Here is a 22,442-nt window from a genome sequence, read left to right as displayed (position 1 = left end):
AAATGCGGGAATCATAATGATTCCCGCATTTTACGCGTAAATCTTTTATGCGTCTTGTGCTTCTTTTTTTTGTTCATTTTCCAATACCGAATACTCTTCATACGATATTTCTTTTCCAGTTAGACTCGTATGTGTTGAATATTCAATTAAACAGAAACTTGTAATCTCTGTTGATACTTGACTAATTTTAGTAAGAGCTGATGCTGTCAAAGCAGTAATTTTATTATCTGCATCCCTTATTGATAATTGGAGTTTTCCCCTCATAGCATCTTCCTTTACTGATTCTTTGGAATATTCAGTTAACAAATCTTTTAATACATTTCTTAAACTTGAAATTTTAGAATTTAAAATCTTCAAGTATTCCAAATCTCCATCTTTTTGAAGAGCAAGTTTTACTTGATCAAATGATTCCGATTTTCCTGGCATCATTCCCATTTTGTTCCAAAATTCATAAGCTCTATCTTGGTCTTTTTGACTATATGGATCAACAAATTCCTTATGTAATTCATTTTGTCTATATAGCGGCTGTAAAGTTAATTGCATTTTTTGTATTTTTTCTTCTGCAGACTTTGCGGACACAATTGCCCTTTCAAAATGTTCTTGTGATGACTTTAAATCAATAAGTGATTCCCTTGAATCCGTACGCTCATTTAACACTAAACTTTCAACATACGAATTTGCTTTACCAAATTCTGTTTGAATATCAAAAATAGACTTTGTAACTTCTGCGTACTGTCCAGCATACTCTAGATTTTTTTGACCATAATGAGAATAACCGCAATTCATACCACCCATGATAAAATCTCCTTTATCTTTACATTATTTGATGAAATAGAATAAAATTCACTCTCAAAGATTAATTTTAAAGTCGTTATATTAATATAAACCTAATTAAATTAAATTAATTTAGATTTCGCGCGAACGATTTTCATTTGATATTAGAGTGTTTTTAAAATTTATCATCATCAACACCACAAACATATCACCTTACCTTTAATTATTCAATAGTTTTATTATTATTTAATTAATATCATTAAAAGTATTATAATGTAACTAAAATTATTAGAGGAGGATAACATGTTACAAATCTCTAAAGGAATTATTTCAATCAACGATAATATTCTATTTACGTTCCCTAATCTAATAGTTCATTCTGATGAAATTATTGGAATCGTTGGTGATAACGGTGCAGGTAAAACTACATTTTTTAATTATATAATTGAAAATATTCGAAGAAAAAAAATAATTAATTTTAACGGAACTTATTCTTTAGTTAAGCAAATTCAACCCACAGATGATATGAAAAGTGGCGGAGAAAGAACTAAAGCCACAATAATTGAATCCTTAGAAAGCCATCCCGCTCTATTAATGTTGGATGAACCATCTACAAATCTAGATACAACTCAACAAATCTGGTTGAAAGATATAATAAATTCCTTTAATGGGACATTATTATTAATAACTCATGACGAATCTCTTTTAAACTTGGTCAATTCCTTGTGGATAATAAATGATAAAAAACTAACCGTTTATAACGAATCATATAGAGAATTCTTACTAAATAAAGAAAAGAGTTACAAAAAACAGCTAACTTCTTACAAACAACAACAGATTCAAATATCTAAATGGAAGAAACAAATACAAAAGCGTGAACAACGAGCCGAACGACTAAAAAAAGGAAACGGTAGAAAACTATCCTCATCCGATAAAAAGGCCGCCGGAATGACTAGCCACGATGCTATGGAAAAAAAGATGCAGAAAAGTGCAAAAACATTAGAAAACAGAATGAATCGCACTATAAAAGTACAACGTCCTAGAACAGTGAAGCCAATTAAATTCGTAGATCCAAATACTAAACTTCTTGATAACCGGACAGTCTTAAATATTAAAGATACGACAATAAAAATAAATGATCGTATTTTAATCGATGACGTGAATTTAAAACTTAAATATGGAGATCATATCCAAATTACCGGTAAAAATGGCAGCGGAAAAACTACTATGATAAAAATGGTTCTAAGACATAAAGAGAAATTTTTCCTAAATCATATTAGTATTGGTTATTTTGACCAAAACCATACATCCTTAGCAGACAAAGACAAAGTAAATTCATTGATACGAGCATCATCTGATCAGAATTCACAAACAATTTTTGCTACCTTTTCATCACTAGGAATAAAAGAAATTCTGACAAGAAGAGTCTCTGAACTAAGCGGCGGTCAAAGGGTAAAATTACAACTGGCAAAAATATTACTAGGTCCACACCAATTACTGATTTTAGATGAGCCTACAAATTACTTAGACTTACGGGCAAAGAAGGGACTTGAAGATTTCCTTATTAATTATCCAGGAACAATTATTTTAATTAGCCATGACATTGATTTCACAGAAAAATTGAATTTTAAAACTTACAATATAAAAAATAAAAAGCTTCTAAATCCAATTTTGAACAATCATTACTCTAGTTCTGAAGACGATAATCTACTTTTGCTGAAACAACGACTTGGAACATTCATTGCCGACCCCAACATTAGTATGGAGGAAATAAAAGATTTGCAAAATAAAATAAAAAAATTGGAAACTAACAGATAATGAAAAGTGTCTAAAATATAATTAAAGAATGGTATAAAACCACGAAAAAAGGCAAAACAAATAATCCTAGTAATCAAATACAATTACTAGGATTATTGTTTCAATGCTTGAAGATTAAGTATATTTGTCTCACCTCCACAATTTACTTTTTATCTTTTTTCTTAGGTAGTTCCAATTCAAACACCAAAGGATTGGAATCTGGTGCAATTCTTAAATTTAATTCCTTCTGGGCTCTAGTGACACCAACATACAGAAGACGACGTTCTTCTTCAATGAAAGCCGAATAATTCTCAATCTCATTGTACATTGTGTAGAACATTTTGAATTCTTTATTTTTATTCAAAGTCTTATCCAAATTAATTGGGTTGAAAGCATTGTTATTGGTAATATCACGATATTTTTCAACGTGAGCTGTCTTCAAGGCATTCTCCAAATATTTAAAATCGTGATTATAAACTATTTTCCATTTCTGTACAAACTTATCCATTGGCATTTCAGGTGGGAACCAACTATTCAAAATTTTACTGTTACGATCAACTTCTTTATCCGTTAATCCATAGAGATAAACATACTTGAATTCCAATCCCTTTGCCTGATGCAATGACAAAAATTGGATACGATTATCCTGTTTGCCTTGCTCAACTCGACTCGTAAGAATCTCTTTTTTATTTTCCTCTGCACTAAAGAAATCATCAATATTAGGATACTTCTCTAACTCTTCCAACAAATACTTCTTAATATCGTTAACTTCATTTTTCGACATGAAATTCTTTTCTTCCATGTAATCAAAATATCTGTCAGTTAATTTAGTCGTGGCCTTATACAAATCTTTAATCAAACTCTGCGACAATTTTTGCTTCGTAGCTTCATTGTCTGACTGTTCCATCTGTTTTTTAAAACGTTGAACACTATTGAAATAGACTTTAACTCGCTCATCAGTCCGTTTATAAGGTGTGTTAGTCGTCGCATTGTACTTCTCAGCACCCTTAAAATACTGACTCAAAGTTTCAAATTCAGCTTCAGCTTGGGCCTGAACTTTTTCAGTGTGATCTTTATAAGCTCTGAAACCAATACGATTGGCCTGATTGCTGAAGTAGGAAAACTTGTCCTGCCACAAAGATCTCATTAATTCAGTCACAATTCGATAGACAATATTATTCTGTAAGATAGCTCCAATATTATTGATATCCGCATAAATCTTTTGATTAGCCAACCAATCAGCCAGCAACATTCTTGAAGAATTGTAACGAACCAAAATAGCAATATCATCGTTGTTAATTTTAGGATCATTAATTTGTTTGACCAGACGACGTAACATCTTGGAATCACCACTAAAACCTGACTTCTTCGTACTATAAAGAATAAACTTTCCCATATCCTTCTTGCCAGACAATAAATCCTTATCCAAACGAACATGATTCTTTTTAATCAGTGGAATAACTCTTTTCAAAATTTTCTCACCGGTCCGATAATTCGTTGATAAATTTTTCTTTTGAGCCTGTGGTAAAAGTTTCTTATAGTTCAAAATGAATTGTGGATTACTACCTCTGAATGAATAAATACTCTGATCATCATCCCCGATAACAATCAAATGTTGCATCGTTTCTGGACTCAATAATTGTGAAATGATTTTCCACTGTAAGTTGTCAATATCCTGAAACTCATCAATAACCGCAATCTTAAAACGGGCCATAATCTGTTGATAATACTGCAAATATTCTGGCACCTGCATACTCTTTAATAACAAAAGCTTCATATCGTTAAAGTCAATATAGCCATTACTATGCTTTAATTCCTGATATTTTTTAATCACATCAATATAATCTTCAAAAAAAGTTTCGTTGTGATTTTGTCTTGAGTATTGACCCATAACTTTAACCGCTTCACTCAAAGGTTTGCCGACGCACTCATTAGGTAATACACCGTCACTAGTCAAATCTTGATTGATCAAATAATCATTCAAATCGAACATTTCTGACAACATCTCATCTTTGGTAATAATATTACTAGGATGTTTGATCTGATCCGATAAGTCTCGAATAAAGTAGCGATAAGATGTTAAAACCTTTGCACTACGATATTCAGGATTCTGCCGTAATAATTGATAAAACAATGCGTGAAAAGTGGTAAATTTCGGCTTGCCACTGGATAAATTCAGTCCACTACCCTGCAACTGGTCAACAAAATTTTGATAACGTTGGCCCATGTCAATTTTAGATTTGTGTGAAAAAGTAATTCCTAAAATTTCATTGGGTTCCGTCTTACCTTCAGCTATCGCAATCAAAGCCATCAAAATAAAAATAGTCGTCTTACCTGAACCGGCACAAGCGTTGACTAATAGTGGTCTCATAAAATCATTATTCAATATAGCAATCTGTTCATTTGAAAATTTCATTTTCAAATTTGATTCCATCAAATTAATTATTTCAGTTGTTGATAAATCTTGGATATTGTCGTCCCCCAATACTTCTACTTAGCTTGTAAAACTTTTAAATTTGTTTGGATATATTTCCAAAAGAGATTATTAGCACTAGAATGTTCACCCTTAACTCGGATAAAACATAATTCATTAGCAATATTCGTTGTCAATGGAACAATCGAGAACTCTTCACTGTCAAAGTTCTGAGCTGTCTTTTGCATCATAATGGAAATTCCCATATTGTTTTGGACCATCTGCATAATTAAATCGACTCTGGTTCCTTCATACGCAATTCTTGGCGTGAAGTGAGCCTGACGGCAAAGTTTTATAACTGGATCATATAAGTTAGTCGATTTTCCTAAAATCAAAAACGGATCATTCTTCAACTGAGAAATAGTGAGTTTTTCCGATTTTGCCAAAGGATGCTTTTTAGGTAGAACCGCTACAAATTTGTCCTCTTCAGTGATAATTCTTTCTAAATCAGAATCATCAAAATCAAAAGTTCGAGCAAAAATTATTTCACACTTACCTGATTTCAATGAAGTAAATAAATTGTAGCTTTCCTCTTCTCGTAGCTGCATATGCACTTCAGGATGTTTCTGTAAAAATTGTGTTATTAAAGTAAAACTCTGATAACTAGGCATTGTTGGAATGGTGTGCATTTCAATTGTCAAATTTTTAGCTGCCTGAAAGTCGTTTAACTTATTACTTAATTCGTTATAGTCCAATAAAATCTTCTTCGCATAAGGTAAAACAATTTCGCCTTGTTGCGTCATTTCAATTTTGCGATGGGCACGCTTGAACAATGATACACCAAGTTCCTTTTCTAATGCCATGACCTGTTTAGAAATATTGCCTTGAGTGGTAAAAAGATTCTCAGCCGTATCAGTATAATTCAGTGTTTTTGACAAATCGACAAAAATTTTGAGCTTTTGCAAATCCATTCCTCATGCCTCCCATTCCATTTTAGAATACTATATCACAGTTTTTGAATTGTTCATTGCCCTACTAAATCCTAAAGTTGGAAATAGTTAAGTATTTGAAAGGGGTATTACGACTATGCCAACTGGTGTTATTATCAATGCTGCTTCAGTCTTATTGGGTGGCTTACTTGGCGGGTTCTTAGGTGATAAATTTAGTGAACAATTCAAAAATGATATTACCTTGATTTTCGGTGTTTGTTCGATGGGAATGGGTATCTATTCAATCGCACCGATGAAATATATGCCTGCTGTTATCTTTGCTTTAGTAATCGGAACTGGAATAGGTTTGTGGATGCATTTGGGTCAATGGATCAATAAAGGTGCTGTTGAAATGCAGAAGCCTATTTCAAAATTATTCCCTAATTCTAAGACAGAAATGTCCCATGAAGATTTCGTCAATACTTTAGTTACCGTGATTGTACTCTTCTGTGCCAGCGGTACTGGTATTTACGGAAGTTTGGATAATGGGATGACTGGTGACACAACTATTTTGATTTCTAAATCTGTTTTGGACTTCTTTACAGCTGCTATCTTTGCCTGCAACTTAGGTTACGTAGTTTCTATTATTGCTATTCCACAATTTATTCTCTTCTATATTTTATTCTTACTAGCACGTTTCATTTTCCCACTCACAACGCCAAATATGATTCTTGATTTCAAAGCTTGTGGTGGTTTTCTAATGCTGGCAACTGGTTTCAGAATGGTAAAACTCAAGATGTTCCCAATAGCAGATATGATTCCCGCGATGGTTATCATTATGCCTTTGAGTTGGATCTGGGCTAACTGGTTCTTGCCTTTGCTGTAAATTATATTCTTCGTAAGTTTGATTAAAAATAATGGCATCTATTTAGAATAAGCGTATGTTTCTTACGTTTCTAAATGGATGCCGTTTTTATTTTCCGAAATATTTGAAACAAGTATACAAAAAATAAATAGAACTTCTCTACAATTATCTACAAGGAATGAGAGGAGTAAAAGTTTTGAAAAAAGTAGCGATGCTTACGCTAGCTAATTTTTAAATTTATTGGGTACATTCCAAGTTAAACAGTGAAGTGAGCCACCAAGCACCGATATATTTCCTACTTTGACGGGAACTACTGGTTTATTAGTTTGAGCTTGAACCATTTTTAGAACCGAATGATCCCGCTTAAGTCCATACATGGGAAAATAAATTGTGTGATCGGTTTCCAGCATATTAATGTATAACCCCTTGGCCGAAGCTATCTTAGAGTCGTATTGTCCCTTGCTCGTATAGGCCGACGGCAACACGATAAATTTCATTTCAGGAATCTGTTTTTTTATCTGTCGTTCAATTTTTTGTAAGAATCCAGGTTCATAACTGAAATCATTGATGAACATTTTATTCGGACTAATGAATTTTACCATCCCATCGCTATGTCCTAAAACGTCTCCAGGTTCAGTCGAAATGTAGACTACTCGTCTCACCTTTAATTTATCTTTCAATTCTGAAGTTATTTCGGTCTTGGTCCAATCGGGATTATCCTGAAATACTTTTTTGGTCAGTACTACAGTTTGATCGCCATCCCACTGAACATTTCCACCGTCCAAAACTAAGCTGGATTGACTATATTTGTATCTTCCTTTTAAAAATTTTTTAAAGCGATTATTCAAATATCTACTATCACACTTTTTTAAATAACTAGGCGAATATTTAAATTTCACCATCTTTGTCGTAATGACCGGAGCAACATCCCGTAACCAAATATCAGGATAATAGAATTTCAAAACAGAAAAAGAATCACCTTTATTCATTTTTCGTGAAAAATCATAATTAAATTTCTTCAAAGAATCATAGAATGGTTGATAATAATCGTCATTTTGATCTGGCATACTAGTATAAATTGTTTCAGCCGACACCAAATTATTAGTTCCCAAAATTGTTAACAATGCTGTTAAAGTTGCAATAATAATTTTTTTCATGACTCCGACCTCTTTTCACAAAGAGTATAACAGCAGCTTTCTTTATATATTTATATAAAAAATATATAGCCGATCTGGCACCAAAAATTAATGCTTGACAGTACAGACTATATATTTAAATAAATAATATAAATCTAATCAAATTTTCCAACATTGACTTCTGTTGACCTTTTAAATAAGTTAATCTGAAGACGAAATGGATTTCAATATTCCGCGATACATCCAAAAATAAAAACGAGGGGTACTGATTTTGAAGAAAACAGTAACATTAATCGTTGCTATAATAGTTTTATTATTAGGCGGTTTCACTACGTATTACATTAACAACAAGGCCAATAATATTACTCACGAAAAAAAGATTTCTAATGTTAAAGAAAACATTTCTCCCCAAAAAATAAGTAAAACCGAAGCAAAAAAGATCAACGATGCATTCTATAGTCACAAAATTACAAAAGCAGGTGGAGAATCATGTTTTGTTGGTGAATACCCTTCGACTTTTCCAAAATTGATTAACAAATCTGAATTAGTGGTTGTTGGTAAAGTAGTCGGACTCAAAAGTCATGTTTCTGATAACTTCCCTTATACCACTGTGAGCTTGAGAGTCGATAAAGTTTTAAAAGGTGACAGTAAAAAGCTGCATAAAACCATTCCAATAGAAATCATGGGTGGAAATATTACTAGAAAAGAAGATGCAGCCGCCCACAACCTTAAACCCTCTGATGATAAAGATCCTAATGAAATTATCACCTTAGAGTTTACTCGCTTACCTAGAGCTGGCGAAAAAATGGCAGTGGGACTTACCAAAATTCCTAAAGGAGTAAACGGAACTCAGGGAAAATCTTGGAGTGCAACTTATGTTGAAAAGAGTACCTTCTTTCAAGACTCCGATGGCAAATACCGCCGAGAATCTGAGGTACCGCCAACTACCGATAACGGTACTCATGATCTGACTGGACAAAAAGAAGATGAACTAATGAATAATGGAATGAATGATTTAATTAATAAATCTCAAAATAAAAAAACAAATTAAATAATGTATCTATTCACGATAAAAGTATTACTTTATATCCAATTTCTTCTTGTTGTTCCTTTCACTTTGCTAAGTAATCGCTATAAACTTAATGACCTCCATCAAGCGCTCAAGGTATATGAGTTCTTGATGGAGGTCTTTCTTTTGGAACTATGTCTTAATATTAGAATCAAGGAACTAATCGGTAGTAAAAAATCTGTGGGCCCTCAGTGGTGAATTTTACTTAGCTTGCTTAGCAAGGTTAGTAAGAGACCGAACTTCGAGATCCATAATTTCGCACAAAGTGCGGAATTATTAGCTTGAAGTCGCGTCCACCACGTTCCAGCGGCCCACAGATTTTTTACGGACGACGGCATATTTCAGTTACATTAGTCAGTATCTAGTTACAATTAAGTTTGAATAAATAGATGCATTTTTATTTTTATATTCAGTTAGTTTATAATAAATTATAAATAAACTTACTTAGGAGAATTTAATTTGAAGAATATAAAATTAATTGCAACAGATATAGATGGAACACTTTTTGATTCTAATCACGAATACAATATCCAGCGCTTAAATAATTATATTAACCAATTGCATCAACAAAATATTAAATTTTCCGTAGCCAGTGGTAATAGTTATAGTCACCTCGAACAGATTTTCCAACAAACTGAAAATATCGATGCTATCGTGGCTGAAAATGGTGCTCAAATTCTAGTTGACGGTAAAACTATTTACGAAGACACTTTGAACAATGATGAATTATTTGATATTGATAAAGAATTGAATAGTAACTTAAATATTATCAGTCTTTGTTTCTCCGGTGAAAATGGAACTTACGTCAATGCAGATTCCCCACAGACCAATGATTATTACATCAATAACCTTGTCCGACTTGATAATATGAATGACATCGACGATAAAATTTTCAAAATGAATATTCGAATTGACGATGAAGAACTCGACCCCACAGTCAAATATATTAACGATAATTATGGAGACAGTATTCACGCCGCCGTAAGTGGCTTTGGTAGTATTGATATCATCAGTGCTCACATCAACAAAGCCACTGGTATCAAGGAGTTGTGTGATTACTACAATATTTCTACTGAAAATGTCATTTCTTTTGGCGATAACGGTAATGACTTGGAAATGTTACAAGAATCTGGTATCGGTGTTGCCATGAAGAATAGTGGTAAACACATTCAAGCAGAAGCTGACATGATTTCTGTAACCGACAATGATCATGATGGTGTTCTCAACACCATTGCAGACGTACTAAGCCTTGAAAAATAATCAGATTTTATGAACATGAAGACCACTAGTCCTAAAACGGATTAGTGGCCTTTTTTTAATGGAGAAATTTATTTTGAATCTGTCCATTTTTGATGATCTGTATATTCCAATTTAATCTTTTGTCCGTTCTCATTTAAACGTTGGGCCTGTTGTTCTCCCCAATAAGACATTGACCCTAGAACCTTTGCCAAGGAATAACCGTCAGGTGTCAATGAATACTCAACATGTGGAGGTATCTCATTGAATACTTTTCGAGTAATAATTTTATCTGCTTCTAACTGTTTTAATTGTTCAACCATTACCTTCGCAGATATACCTTTTACACGTCGCTGTAATTCCAACGTTCGCAAAGGTCCATCCAGTAAATGACAAATTATTAATGGTTTCCACTTATTTCCCATCACGTTCAGCGCCAATAAAGCACCATTGGTAAATTCATTTTCTTTTTTTACCACAATTTTCCCTCCCTCAACACTTACCTGCAGGTAAATAACCCACTTTAAAGTGCGTTCTAGAATAATTTTGACAATGATTTATGATATTAAATATCGTTACTAACTTAACAGTATATCAATCGAAAGGTTATAGGTCTCAAATAATTAATTATGGAAAATATTCAAGGTAAAACTATTATTATTACTGGTGCTTCAAGTGGTATAGGAAAAGCCACTGCCACTAAATTGGCTGAGAATGGTGCACAACTAGTTCTAGCAGCCAGAAACGAAACGAAACTACAAGAACTTACAAATGAGTTGGCAAAAAAATTCAAAATTAAAGCCATTTATAAAGTTACCGATGTTACTCAAGAATCTGATATTAAAGACTTAGTTAACTTCACCATTACCAATTTTCATAAAATTGATGTTCTATTTAATAATGCCGGATTGATGCCCGTCTCACTACTCCGAGATGGTAAATCAAATGAATGGGAAAGAATGATTGATGTTAATTTAAAAGGTGCCCTATATGGCATTAAATATGTTTTGCCAATCATGGAAAAACAACACAATGGTCACATTATCACAACTGATTCCGTAGCAGGTCATTTCGTAGGAGCCGGTTCTGCTGTCTATTCTGGCACCAAATTTGCTATGCGAACTATCATGGAAGGTCTACGTGTGGAAGAAGTCGGTAATGGTATCAAATCAACTTTGATTTCACCCGGACATTCTCAAACTGGATTGGCTTCTACCATTAGTGATAAAAAGTTAAAAGCCGACGTCTTAAAGAGTGAACAAGAAACTGGTCTAAAAGCTGAGGATGTAGCAAATGCCGTTATTTATGCCATCAATACTCCTGATAACGTTGGCATAAATGAAGTGATTTTGCGTTCTACCAATCAAAGAGATTATTAAAATACGAGGAGAAATATTATGTTAAAAATGAATTTACAATTTTTTGCCCATCATAAAGGTGGAGGTTCTACTACCAACGGCCGTAATTCAGCTGGCCGTAGACTTGGAGCAAAAAGGGCTGATGGTCAAAGAGTAAAGGCTGGATCTATCCTCTACCGTCAACGAGGTACCAAGATTCATCCCGGAACTAACGTTGGCCGCGGCAGTGATGATACACTTTTTGCTTTAAAAGCCGGTGTTGTAAGGTTTGAACGTCTTGGCAGGGATAAAAAGAAAGTTTCCGTTTATTAGTTTTACATAAAAAGGCTCAGTAAAGCGATCATCACAGATGATTACTAAACTGAGCTTTTCTTTTAATTCATATCTGGTTTTTCCATTATCATCCAAAGTATTAAATAAACAATGATTCCTGGGAAACCTGGGGTCAAGGCTAAAATAACATACAACACTCGACCAATTGCTGGATTCCAATCGAAATTCTCACAAAATCCGGCAATGACTCCACCTAATATTTGATTATCTTTAGATCTTTTAACTGGAATATGCACTGTACTCTCCCCCTTTAATTTAATCTTCTGGATTTTCCATTAGTAACCAGAGTACTAAATAACCGATAATTCCTGGTAAAGGTGTCAAAGCTAAAATAACCCATAATACTCTAGCAATGGTTGAATTCCATTGGAAATGCTCAGCTAATCCACCGATTACTCCGGCAAGTACTCTATCATTGTTGGAACGTTTAATTGGAATATGCATAATTGCTTTCCCCCTTTGTTATGTTAAATTCATCTTAATCTATTCTCAAAAATAAGTACATTTAAATTGCTTACATAAAACTTACAATTATGTCACATAAAAGTATTACTTAGTTACAGTGCTTTTTTCTACAAGCCATGTATAATATAAATATAATTATATACGTTTGGGGAAATTTTTAATGAATCGTAGGAAAATTTATACTATTGTTTTATCCGCACTTTCAGTTTTAATATTGGGAATAATTGTTTGGCATGTTTCAGATACTTCAGCTAAAAAAAATCAGGCTGAGGCTCAACAACAAGTCATCAAAAAAAAGCAGGCTAAGAAGAAATTAAAGAAAAAAACTCCTTCGCCATTAAATGTTAAAGATGATAAACATATGGTGAAGTTAGAAAATTTCAAATATAACAGTGCTTCCGAAAAAAAAGAATATCCAGATCTATACAAATATCCTAAAGCCTGGATTGATGTCGATATCACGACTCAACGTGTTTACATTAAAGACGGCAAAACCAATCTATATGAGATGTACTCATCAACCGGTAAGCATGATACGACTCCTAGAGGAACTTACCATATTCAAAACGAGCGTGGTGATTTCTTCTACACAGCACCTTTGAAATTAGGAGCATACTACTACGTTTCCTTTTTGAATCATGGTGAATACCTTTTCCACACAACACCAACCGATGAACAAGGAACTTATGTTAAATCAATCGCCAAGACTTTAGGTAGAGAACCTTCATCTCATGGATGTGTCCACCTATCTGTTCCCGACTGTAAATGGATCTATGAAAATGTTCCTTCAGGGATGAAGGTCGTTATTCACGGAAAATATCAACCACAAAAAGCGTAATCACTCAAAAGTGACCACGCTTTTTTCATACTTCAATCATTTTTTTCAATGCTTTCAAATTCTGGTTAAAGGCTCTTTTAGTAATTGGTAAAATTAAAGTTTCCGGCAAACTAAAGTCATTCAAGATGTAAAAGTTCTCTGTTACTAATACATGATTGTTAGTTTGAAAAGTCTGAAAAGTTAATTGATATTCTAGTTTTCCGCCTTTACTTACATAAGCTACTTCATTATCATTTTGTTCAACAGTCATAATTTCATCTTGATTTATAGCAGGTTCATCTCGATGAATTGCAAATTCGTTAACACTCACTTCAGTAACTTCTGAAATGGCATAATTCCATTTAGCCAAGGTAAAAGCATTCACCAAAATATCCGTCACCGTTTTAAGATTAGAGTTGATTTCAATACTATTAGTAAATAATTTTTTCATAAGAGCATCCCCTATCTAATTTATGGAGTCATCTTACGAAATTTGGTCTCTAATTAAAAATCAGTATTCTGATATTTTAAAATTCTTCAAAAATATTTTCACCGTATAGTTCTGTAAACAAATCCTTACGTCTATTAGCTTCCAGACGTTCATCATCGTTGTGAGCTACCAATGCCAAACGAGCCAACAGAAAATAACAATTAGCCAACATATAGTGAGAATTGTGTTTTGCAATAAAACCAATTCCGTCAGCTATATAGGCAGTCGAATCTTGATAATCATTTAATTTGAAGTAAATCAATGCAGCTAAATAATAAAGAGCATTTTGATTTTCCTCATAAGAAAATTCATCCCAATTTCTAAAGGCTTTATTAATATATTCCTCCGCTAAATCTTTTTGATTTTCCAGACTATGAACATAACCAATAGCCATATAAGCCAGACGTCCTAAAGTATTGGGATGTTTAGGATTGACCTCTGCCAGCGACAAATTCAACGACTGCTTAGCCTCAGAAATAGCATTAGTCTGTATCTGTGCTACCCCTAAATAATAGTAATAAGCTTGCATTTGTAAACTGGTTTTTAAATTATCTAAAACCTTATCCTGCATCAAAAAATCATATAATTCCTGATACTGATGATTATTACAAAGGTCATCCACTTTATCATTAAAATTGTATTTTGAACTGATAGGAAAATTAGTTGCCAAACTAACTTGATCCAAACTTACTTCCAGTTTAGTAGCTAACTTGATCAATAAATTAGCATTAGGAACATAAACGTTATTTTCAATAGCTGACAACATCGATTGAGCACAAATACCCTCTGCTAATTCTTTTTGTGTAAGTTTCTTATCTTTTCGCAGTTCTTTAATAACCGTCCCTAAATCTTTCATATATATCCCTGACTTTGCTTTACTTGTTATCTCCATTTTAAAATAAATTTTGTGAAATGTGTTATCTTTCGTTACAAAAAACGCCTAGAAATTATTCTAGACGTTTTTTGGTGTGGTAGTTGTTCTATTCTTTGGTGGTAGTTTGGAGCCCTCTCTTTTGATACTCGGTAATTTGATAATTTTGGTCTTTGGGGATTGTGGTATTTATTTTTATCCTCAAGTATGCAGCAAACGGGTTCCACAGGCCAGATTCCTGTGCTTTGCCTGACTTCACAAACTGTCTGCCCCGCAGCCAATTCGCAAAGTCCTGCAAATGCTCAGAATCTAAGCAGGCCTGCTCCACCCTCTAATTTAAAACGGGTTCCGAATGACAGATTCCTGTGCTTTGCTACAGAGCTGAAATCATCCGCAGGTACGGCGGATAATTCCAGTTCTTAGGCAAATGCTCAGAATCTAACCGTCATTCTCCACCCTCTAATTCAATACTTTATAATTCCAAGCTGGTTGTTCATATCCGTGGAATTCATTCTTAATAACTTTGGCAATATCTTTTGATTGATATGCTTTAACAATCTTCTTGTATGTAGGATTATCTTTGTCTTTCTTATTAGCTGAAATAACATTTACATATGGTTTTGATTTGGCTGTGATTTTTTCTCTATAAACGGCTGTCTTAGGATCTAGTTTTGAATCGTTAGCAACTCCACTATTAACTACTGATGCTGTAACGTCATCCATTGACTTAGCTGTTTGGGCAGCATCTAATGGTGTGATCTTTAGATTCAATTTATTTTCTGTAATATCTTTTAAACCAGGAACTTTGGCGTTATCCAACTTAATCAAGCCGGCACTTTCTAGTAATGTTAATCCACGGGCTTCATTTGTGGCATCGTTGGCAACGGCAATTTTATCACCATTCTTGATTTGGCTAACTTTCTTGATCTTCTTTGAATATAGAGCCATTGGGGCAATTACGGTTGAACCGATTGAAACGATATGTGTCTTATGTTTCTTGTTCCAGTCATTTTGGAAAATAACTGTTTGGAAGGCATTCAAATCAATTTCCCCTTGATCCAAGGCTGTATTTGGTTGACTGTAATCTGAGAATTCAACAATTTTAATGTTGATACCCTCTTTTTTAACTTTCTTAGCAACAGCTTTTAACACTTCATCATCAGACCCTGTAATACCTATTTTTACAGTCTTTTCTTTAGTTGAACTGGCTGAAGAATTACTTCCACAACCTGCCAACAAAAACAAACTGAATGTGGCAACAACTAACAAAAATATAGCTTTAATTTTATTTTTTTTCATAATGAAACTCCTCCTCATATTTAAATCCCTATATACAAAAAGGCGCTCCTAACTAGACATCATTTGTCTAAGATAGAAGCGCCTTTTGCGCGGTACCATTCTATTTTAAAAGCAAATTCACATCTGCTTTCCTTAATAACATGCATTGCATGCGTGTACGATAATGGGTACCGGCCATCACCCCTTAAAAAATTCAGGGATACCAATCACGGATCATTTTCACTTACTGCTTTGTCCTCATCTCAGCACCTGAGGCTTTCTGTACAAAATTCAATAAGTTACTTTTCCGATCAACTTGTTATCTAATGTTCAAGTTTACGGACGGCAAAATCGCCAAGTCCTTGAATAACAAACACTAAAACTAAGATAAATAACATAGATACAATAGTTACATCATTTTCAAATCTTTGATAACCGACAGAAATGGCCATGTTACCAAGACCACCACCACCAACAGCACCGGCCATGGCAGTTAAACCAATCAAACTGATAATTGTTAGAGTTCCTGAACGGATCAATTCTGGTAGACCTTCGCGCAAGTAAACTCTAAAAATAATTTTAATTGGTGAAAGACCGATTGCTTCAGCAGCTTCAATCACACCGTGATCAACTTCAACTAGAGCTAATTGAACTTGTCTAGCAAAGAATGGTGCTGTTCCGATAACTAACGGTACTAAAGCACCAGTAGGTCCAATTGTTTGACCAACAATCAACTTTGTAAATGGTCCAATAACAGCCAATAGAATAATAAATGGTATTGATCTGAATAGGTTAACCAACTTGTCTAAGCAAGTATAAAAAGTCTTATGTGGAGTAATTCCATCATCAGCTGTTACAACTAGCAGAATTCCTAAGATAATTCCGATAATTCCAGCAAATAATGCACTGACAAATGTCATATAAAGTGTTTGCCAAATGGCTATTACGAAACCATTGTCACCTTCCCAATTAGCTACAACGTTAGGAAGAAATTTATTTACTAAATCTGCCATGAATTATTCGCCCTCTTTCTTTAAAGATATTTCTTTAACATTAACTTTTAAACTATTTAAGTATTGAATAGCTTGTTCAACTTTGTCATCGTCTCCTGTCAAAGCGAATAACATAATTCCAACTGTGGTACTTTGTAATCTTTCAATATTACTGAAAAGAATGTTAGCTTCAACTTGGAAACGTTTATAAAGTTCAACAACAATTGGTTCATTAGTTGAATCACCGATATAATTCAATTCGATCAGACGACCGGAAAGTTTATCAACAATTCCACTATCTCTAATTTCATCAAGAACTGAACCAATATGAGTAGATGTATTAACAAAATCTTTTGTAAGTTGTTGCTTAGGGTTACCGAAGATTGATAGCAAACTGCCTTCTTCAATCAATTCACCATTTTCCATAACTGCAACACGATTACATACTTGTTTGATAGCATCCATTTCATGTGTGATGATAACGATTGTGATACCTAATTCTTCATTCAAACGTCCTAGTAGATTCAAAATTTCAGTGGTAGTTTTTGGATCTAGAGCACTAGTAGCTTCATCTGAAATCAAAATTTCGGGATCATTTGCTAAAGCACGAGCAATCGCAACACGTTGTTTTTGACCACCTGATAGCTGTGATGGATAGTTCTTAGCACGATCAGATAGACCAACAATATCCAATAATTTATCAATTTTTTGTTTACGTTCAGCTTTACTTAGTCCTGAATCACGTAATGGAAAATCAACATTTCCATAAACAGTTAATGAATTCATCAAATTAAAGTGTTGGAAAATCATTCCAATATTACGACGTGCCTTACGTAAATCCTTAGCACTCAATTGTGTTAAGTTTTGGTCATTAACTACAACTGTTCCTGAAGTTGGTTTTTGTAATAAATTAATTACACGAACCAAAGTACTTTTTCCGGCACCAGAGTATCCAATAACACCAAACACATCACCTTTGTTAACGTTAATCGAAACGTCTTTCACAGCTTCAATTGTTTTGCCTTCATTATGAAAAGTAACATCAATATCTTTTAGCTGAATTATCCCATTTTGTTCTGCCATATAATAATTACTCCCTTAATTTACCTAAGAATTGATCAAAGAAATCAATGAAGTCTAGGTAATCTTTAATTCTAATATTTTCGTTAGGGGCATGATTGCCAGCCTTAGAATAACTTACACCAGTTGAAACAATTGAAGCGTGAGTATATTCATTTAATAAGTACATTGGACCAGTACCAGGACTTGATGGTAATGCTTCAACCTTATCAGCCCCTCCAAAGAAGTCTTCAGCAGTTCCAATTAACTTATTAACAATTGGACTGTCTAGATCCCAACGATAGCCTTTTTCACCCAATAGATATTTAACTTTAATATCTTTAAAACCTTGATCATTCAAATATTTAGTTAACTTATCAAAAAGATCATGTGGATCTTGATTAGGTACCAATCTGAATTCCAATTTAGCCTTGGCAGCTTTAGGAGTAACAGTTTTTACTCCTTCGCCTTCCCAGCCACTGCTAATTCCTTCTATATTAATAGTAGGATTAAATGTCAAATTGTAATTAACTGATTTGTTCTTCAATAATGGTACTTGTAAGTCCCACTTAGATTTCAAATCAGGTGTAGTAGCTTTATTAACTAAATCAATTTCTCTTTGAGAAGGTTCAACAACATCATCGTAGAAACCAGGAATCTTAATATCACCTTCTGGAGTTCTCAAAGCATCTAATGCTTGAGCTAATCTCCATGTAGCTGAATCAACTACAGCGGCAAATGATGAATGAAGATCAATATTGGCAGAAGTAGCTTCTAATTCAAAACATAGAACCCCTTTATTACCACCAGTGAAATTAAATTGTTCTTTTTCATTCTTGTATCCTGATTCCCAAATTATCAAATCAGCAGATAGTTTGTCTGAATATTTCTTCAAATAGTCTTCTAAGTGACGACTAGCAACTTCTTCTTGTCCTTCAACTAAGAACTTAATGTTGCAAGGTAAATCACCATGTTCTTGACGATAAATCTTCAAAGCAGTAATTCGACTGATCAAATCAGCTTTACAATCAGAAACTCCACGTCCAATGAACTTGTCATCAGTGATCTTTAATTCAAACGGATCTGAATTCCAAAGTTCTACTGGTTCTTCCGGTTGAACATCGTAATGATTGTAAATAAGAATTGTGGTATCACTTGGCTTCTTAGGTTTAATTTCGGCGAAAACAACTGGATATTCATATTCATCCCAAACTGTTGCATCTGCTCCAAAGTCTTGTAGTAAATTCTTAAGGAATTCGGCTGTCTCAGTAATAGATTGATTCTTTGCTGAAACGGATGGTAGTGCGATATATTGCTTTAAATCTTCAATCGACTTCTGAATTAATGGATCTGATAATTTTGACATATGAAAACCTCCTCAAATTTTTAAAACATTTTACTTATTCCAAGCTGGTACAGCACTTTCGCCGTAAACCTTCTTGATTTCTTTAGCAACTGATTTCGTTTGGAATGCTTTAACGACTTTCTTGTAAGTCTTGTTATCCTTGTTCTTCTTTTGAGTAACAATGATATTGATCCAAGGTTGTGACTTCTTATTAACTTTTTCAGTTACAACAGCCTTTGATGGATCAAGTTTGGCATCACTAGCAACATTACCATTAACGATTGCGGCATCAACATCATCCAATGAACGAGCTGTTTGTGCAGCATCAAGTGTTGTGAACTTCAAATTCAATTTGTTTTCTTTGATGTTCTTTGTTGATGGTAATTTAACACCACTATCAAGTTTCAAAAGTCCATTAGCTTCTAGCAATTGTAATGCACGGGCTTCATTAGAAGCATCGTTAGGAATGGCGATCTTAGCACCGTTCTTCAATTGACTAAGCTTTGTGATCTTGTGTGAATATAGAGACATTGGTTGAATAACTGTTTTACCAATTGATACTAGATCTGAATGATGTGCTTTATTCCATGAATTTAAGAAGAATGTGTGTTGGTAAGCGTTGATATCAACTTCCCCTTGGACCAAAGCCGTGTTAGGTTGATTGTAATCATTAAACTCAACGACCTTTAAGTTGATACCTTCACTCTTTACATTTTTCTTTACCACTTTCCAAATTGCAGCATCTGAAGGATTGATTCCGACTTTAACTGTTTGTTCCTTATTTTGGTTACCACAACCAGCTAATACGAAAATAAATAATGCTGTAAAAGCTAATAGGATTACCTTACCCAAATTCTTAAATTTACTCATTTTTTTCCCACCTTACTTGTTTCTTAACTAACCAAAAATATCTATAAAAACAAAAAAGCCACTTCCAAACATGAACAGACTATGTTCATGTTTAGAAGCGGCTATTGCGCGGTACCATTCTAATTCGGAATAAATTTACACTTATCCCCTTAACAACGTACAAAATTTCTATACGCGTGTACTGTAAAGGGTACCAACCATTGCATCTTTATCCGAAAGGATTCAGCGCACCAATCACGGGTCATTTTCATTCAAGTCGTCGCCCTCATCTCAGCAAATAGAGGTTTTCTGTACTAACGAGGTTGAATTACTTCCCCCGATCACTTTGTTTAATAAATGTCTTTTGTTAATTGATGATTTGATAATACAATCTAATTTTTAAATTGTCAATCAATAAAAATAAGTTTTTTCAGTTAATTTTCTAATTTTATGTTTTCATGCCAAGTGTCATTTATAACATGGCATTTAGTAAAATGCCCGTTTTACAACCTTTGATCAAGTCTACCGTGACAACTTTTATAACGAATAAACTATATTTTTTTAAGAATAAAAAAATTATAAATTTATTTTCTAACACTAAATAATATTAGAAAAATTAAACATTTATTAAAAAAGTCCCTCTAAATTAATAGAGAGACTTCTGCAATTGTCTTTATATTTTTTAGTAATTAAGAAATTACTTCAACTGAAGCTGTAGTTACACCATATGAAGGAATTGATGAACTAGGCATAGCAACATCTAATTGTTGTGAGTTTGAATTAGCGAATGTTCCTGTATCATTTACAGTTCTGTACAATACTGTTCCGTCTGCTAAAGTAATCTTTAATTGTGTACCCTTAGGGAATACTAAAAGATTAGCAGCGACACCACCGTAACCCATATTTGAACCTAAAACAGATGGATCATAGAAACTAATTTTAAATGTACCACTAGCTGTTGATGATGTTGTACTTGTTGTTTGTGTAGAAGCAGCTTGTGTTGTAGCTTGTGAACTATCCGTTGTGTTTTGTGTAGTTGCTTGTTGAGCACTTGTATCTTGTGTTGTTGTAGTATCAGTATTTTGTGTATCATTTGATGCTTGTGTAGTAGTATCTGTTGATGTTTGTGTTGTTGGTAATACATTTTGTGATGCTTGTGTATTTGTATTATCAGTTGTAGTTGTTGCTGTTGAACCAGGTAATGTAATAACATCTCCTGGGAAAATCAAGTCAAATCCGCCAACTTCACGGCCGTTTGCTTGTTCAAGTGCGGAAATACTAATTCCGTTAGCTTCAGCAATGTTCTTATAAGAGTCACCCTTTTCAACTTTAACTTGGTTGTTACCAGTTGAAACTGCGGCTTGAGCAGTATTTGTTGAAGTGAATACTCCTGCTAATACTACTGTACTTAATAAAGCGATAGATAAAACTTTTTTCATGAATTAATTACATCCTTAATTTTTAAATTTGTTTAGCTCTCATTTGCTATGGTGCTATACTAACAGCCCAGTATTACATGACAGCAACCACAAAGTTACAATTTAAGGCCAGAATGTAATTTTAGTAATACTTATGAAATATAATTATTTATTTTATTTTTTAGGTATTGAGTACTTTTATTGCTAATGGCTCTATCTTCATGATATAGTACATATATGAAGAATAAAAAGAGAACGTCCGCAAAACTACTAATAATGTTAGTTGCTTTGGAACTTATCGCATTTAGTCTTAATATGTTCTTCGAACCGCATAGTATAGCGGCTGGCGGTGCTACAGGTATCGCTATTTTGCTACAGGCAGGGTGGAAAATCCCAACATTCATCTCGGTTCTTTTCATAAATATTGTGATGTTAGTACTGGCTTACATACATTTAGATCGACAAACTACCGTTAAATTAGCAATCGGAAGTTTCATGCTTCCCCTCTTGTTATATATCACACCTGTTTACAATTTGATTCCTAATAATCGAGTAATCTCTATTATAGTAGGAAGTATCATTTTTGGAATTGGTTTAGCTATCCTTTATACTCTCAACATGTCTAGTGGTGGGACAACAGTTCCTCCAATGATCATCCACAAGAATTTCGGTGTTGATAAATATATTAGTTTATTCATTATTGATGGATTAGTTTGTTTAGGAAACTTTGCTTTAAACGATTTAATTTCCTTCCTACTAGCTGTCATGTCAGTTGGTATCTCTAGCCTCGCAATTAAAGGTTTCGGTATTTTCCATCAACGACACATTACACAATAAAAGACGCCCATATCAAAGCATTCAGTGTTTTGACATAGGCATCTTTTTTTAATTGAAGATCCCCATGTATATGGGGAACACTAAGAAAAGACTGATATATCAACATTTTAA

Annotated in this window: 23 protein-coding genes and 1 other annotated feature; of the genes, 8 read left to right on the top strand and 15 right to left on the bottom strand. The window is 33.7% G+C overall.

The genetic code is table 11. The annotated features are described in order from the left end of the window. Positions 1 to 45: 45 nt before the first annotated feature. A complete protein-coding gene (locus tag ATN92_RS03215; protein ID WP_056951769.1) occupies positions 46 to 795 on the bottom strand; it encodes a hypothetical protein in 750 nt (249 codons plus the stop codon). Between the two features lie 282 nt (positions 796 to 1,077). Here ATN92_RS03215 and ATN92_RS03210 point away from each other — a divergent pair, with 282 nt between their 5' ends. Continuing rightward, positions 1,078 to 2,592 (top strand): ATP-binding cassette domain-containing protein, encoded by a 1,515-nt coding sequence (locus ATN92_RS03210; RefSeq protein WP_056951766.1) that lies wholly within the window; start codon positions 1,078 to 1,080, stop codon positions 2,590 to 2,592. A gap of 142 nt (positions 2,593 to 2,734) precedes the next feature. Here the strand turns inward: ATN92_RS03210 and ATN92_RS03205 are convergent, their stop codons facing one another. Together ATN92_RS03205 and ATN92_RS03200 are read right to left on the bottom strand one after the other, a co-directional pair. After that, positions 2,735 to 4,987, bottom strand: coding sequence for a UvrD-helicase domain-containing protein (locus ATN92_RS03205; protein WP_234032523.1), 2,253 nt, complete (start codon positions 4,985 to 4,987; stop codon positions 2,735 to 2,737). 74 nt (positions 4,988 to 5,061) lie between these two features. Beyond that, entirely contained in the window at positions 5,062 to 5,955 is an 894-nt protein-coding gene (locus tag ATN92_RS03200) for a LysR family transcriptional regulator (RefSeq protein ID WP_056951762.1), read from the bottom strand. Positions 5,956 to 6,070: 115 nt separating this feature from the next. Here ATN92_RS03200 and ATN92_RS03195 point away from each other — a divergent pair, with 115 nt between their 5' ends. Beyond that, entirely contained in the window at positions 6,071 to 6,799 is a 729-nt protein-coding gene (locus tag ATN92_RS03195; RefSeq protein WP_056951760.1) for a DUF554 domain-containing protein, read from the top strand. 203 nt (positions 6,800 to 7,002) lie between these two features. On the opposite strand, the gene ATN92_RS03190 is transcribed toward ATN92_RS03195, so the two are convergent. Then, positions 7,003 to 7,935: an agmatine deiminase family protein gene (locus tag ATN92_RS03190; RefSeq protein WP_082604501.1), complete on the bottom strand. Its 933-nt coding sequence runs from the start codon at positions 7,933 to 7,935 to the stop codon at positions 7,003 to 7,005. A 250-nt stretch (positions 7,936 to 8,185) separates the two neighbouring features. On the opposite strand from ATN92_RS03190, the gene ATN92_RS03185 reads away from it, so the two are divergent. Both ATN92_RS03185 and ATN92_RS03180 read left to right on the top strand, forming a co-directional pair. After that, entirely contained in the window at positions 8,186 to 8,965 is a 780-nt protein-coding gene (locus tag ATN92_RS03185) for a hypothetical protein (protein WP_056951759.1), read from the top strand. A gap of 477 nt (positions 8,966 to 9,442) precedes the next feature. Continuing rightward, positions 9,443 to 10,243 carry a Cof-type HAD-IIB family hydrolase gene (locus tag ATN92_RS03180; RefSeq protein ID WP_056951757.1) on the top strand — a complete coding sequence of 267 codons (801 nt, stop codon included), beginning with the start codon at positions 9,443 to 9,445 and terminating at the stop codon, positions 10,241 to 10,243. 68 nt (positions 10,244 to 10,311) lie between these two features. Here the strand turns inward: ATN92_RS03180 and ATN92_RS03175 are convergent, their stop codons facing one another. Continuing rightward, positions 10,312 to 10,698, bottom strand: a complete 387-nt coding sequence (locus ATN92_RS03175) for a winged helix-turn-helix transcriptional regulator (RefSeq protein WP_082604500.1) — start codon at positions 10,696 to 10,698, stop codon at positions 10,312 to 10,314. A gap of 150 nt (positions 10,699 to 10,848) precedes the next feature. Between ATN92_RS03175 and ATN92_RS03170 the strand changes: the two genes are divergently transcribed. Further along, positions 10,849 to 11,598: an SDR family oxidoreductase gene (locus ATN92_RS03170; RefSeq protein WP_056951754.1), complete on the top strand. Its 750-nt coding sequence runs from the start codon at positions 10,849 to 10,851 to the stop codon at positions 11,596 to 11,598. Between the two features lie 18 nt (positions 11,599 to 11,616). After that, the gene (rpmA, locus tag ATN92_RS03165; RefSeq protein ID WP_056951752.1) at positions 11,617 to 11,889 is read left to right on the top strand and encodes a 50S ribosomal protein L27; all 273 of its coding nucleotides are present in this window, start codon (positions 11,617 to 11,619) and stop codon (positions 11,887 to 11,889) included. Between the two features lie 62 nt (positions 11,890 to 11,951). Here rpmA and ATN92_RS03160 read toward each other — a convergent pair whose 3' ends face one another. Together ATN92_RS03160 and ATN92_RS03155 are read right to left on the bottom strand one after the other, a co-directional pair. Next, entirely contained in the window at positions 11,952 to 12,146 is a 195-nt protein-coding gene (locus ATN92_RS03160) for a PspC domain-containing protein (RefSeq protein ID WP_056951750.1), read from the bottom strand. A 19-nt stretch (positions 12,147 to 12,165) separates the two neighbouring features. Continuing rightward, entirely contained in the window at positions 12,166 to 12,354 is a 189-nt protein-coding gene (locus tag ATN92_RS03155; RefSeq protein WP_056951748.1) for a PspC domain-containing protein, read from the bottom strand. Positions 12,355 to 12,535: 181 nt separating this feature from the next. On the opposite strand from ATN92_RS03155, the gene ATN92_RS03150 reads away from it, so the two are divergent. Beyond that, complete coding sequence (locus tag ATN92_RS03150) at positions 12,536 to 13,213, top strand: L,D-transpeptidase (RefSeq protein WP_056951746.1); 678 nt, start codon at positions 12,536 to 12,538, stop codon at positions 13,211 to 13,213. Between the two features lie 25 nt (positions 13,214 to 13,238). On the opposite strand, the gene ATN92_RS03145 is transcribed toward ATN92_RS03150, so the two are convergent. The 8 genes from ATN92_RS03145 to ATN92_RS03110 all read right to left on the bottom strand — a co-directional run bounded on the left by ATN92_RS03145 (position 13,239) and on the right by ATN92_RS03110 (position 21,515). Next, entirely contained in the window at positions 13,239 to 13,643 is a 405-nt protein-coding gene (locus tag ATN92_RS03145; protein ID WP_056951744.1) for a hypothetical protein, read from the bottom strand. 76 nt (positions 13,644 to 13,719) lie between these two features. Further along, positions 13,720 to 14,538 carry a helix-turn-helix domain-containing protein gene (locus ATN92_RS03140; RefSeq protein ID WP_056951741.1) on the bottom strand — a complete coding sequence of 273 codons (819 nt, stop codon included), beginning with the start codon at positions 14,536 to 14,538 and terminating at the stop codon, positions 13,720 to 13,722. A gap of 474 nt (positions 14,539 to 15,012) precedes the next feature. Next, a complete protein-coding gene (locus tag ATN92_RS03135) occupies positions 15,013 to 15,837 on the bottom strand; it encodes a MetQ/NlpA family ABC transporter substrate-binding protein (protein ID WP_411762956.1) in 825 nt (274 codons plus the stop codon). 86 nt (positions 15,838 to 15,923) lie between these two features. Further along, positions 15,924 to 16,155: a binding site (T-box leader), on the bottom strand. Then, a complete protein-coding gene (locus ATN92_RS03130) occupies positions 16,155 to 16,844 on the bottom strand; it encodes a methionine ABC transporter permease (RefSeq protein ID WP_056951735.1) in 690 nt (229 codons plus the stop codon). It overlaps the preceding feature by 1 nt. A gap of 3 nt (positions 16,845 to 16,847) precedes the next feature. Beyond that, on the bottom strand, positions 16,848 to 17,906 hold the full coding sequence (locus ATN92_RS03125) for a methionine ABC transporter ATP-binding protein (protein ID WP_056951733.1): 1,059 nt from the start codon (positions 17,904 to 17,906) through the stop codon (positions 16,848 to 16,850). A 7-nt stretch (positions 17,907 to 17,913) separates the two neighbouring features. Then, positions 17,914 to 19,248, bottom strand: a complete 1,335-nt coding sequence (locus ATN92_RS03120) for a M20/M25/M40 family metallo-hydrolase (RefSeq protein ID WP_056951731.1) — start codon at positions 19,246 to 19,248, stop codon at positions 17,914 to 17,916. A 30-nt stretch (positions 19,249 to 19,278) separates the two neighbouring features. Beyond that, positions 19,279 to 20,097 carry a MetQ/NlpA family ABC transporter substrate-binding protein gene (locus ATN92_RS03115; RefSeq protein WP_054643280.1) on the bottom strand — a complete coding sequence of 273 codons (819 nt, stop codon included), beginning with the start codon at positions 20,095 to 20,097 and terminating at the stop codon, positions 19,279 to 19,281. Positions 20,098 to 20,765: 668 nt separating this feature from the next. Further along, positions 20,766 to 21,515: a LysM peptidoglycan-binding domain-containing protein gene (locus ATN92_RS03110; RefSeq protein WP_056951729.1), complete on the bottom strand. Its 750-nt coding sequence runs from the start codon at positions 21,513 to 21,515 to the stop codon at positions 20,766 to 20,768. Between the two features lie 216 nt (positions 21,516 to 21,731). Here ATN92_RS03110 and ATN92_RS03105 point away from each other — a divergent pair, with 216 nt between their 5' ends. Continuing rightward, on the top strand, positions 21,732 to 22,331 hold the full coding sequence (locus tag ATN92_RS03105) for a YitT family protein (protein ID WP_082604498.1): 600 nt from the start codon (positions 21,732 to 21,734) through the stop codon (positions 22,329 to 22,331). Positions 22,332 to 22,442: the final 111 nt, after the last annotated feature.

The organism is Companilactobacillus bobalius (assembly GCF_009764355.1).
This window is presented reverse-complemented; position numbering and strand designations above follow the sequence as displayed.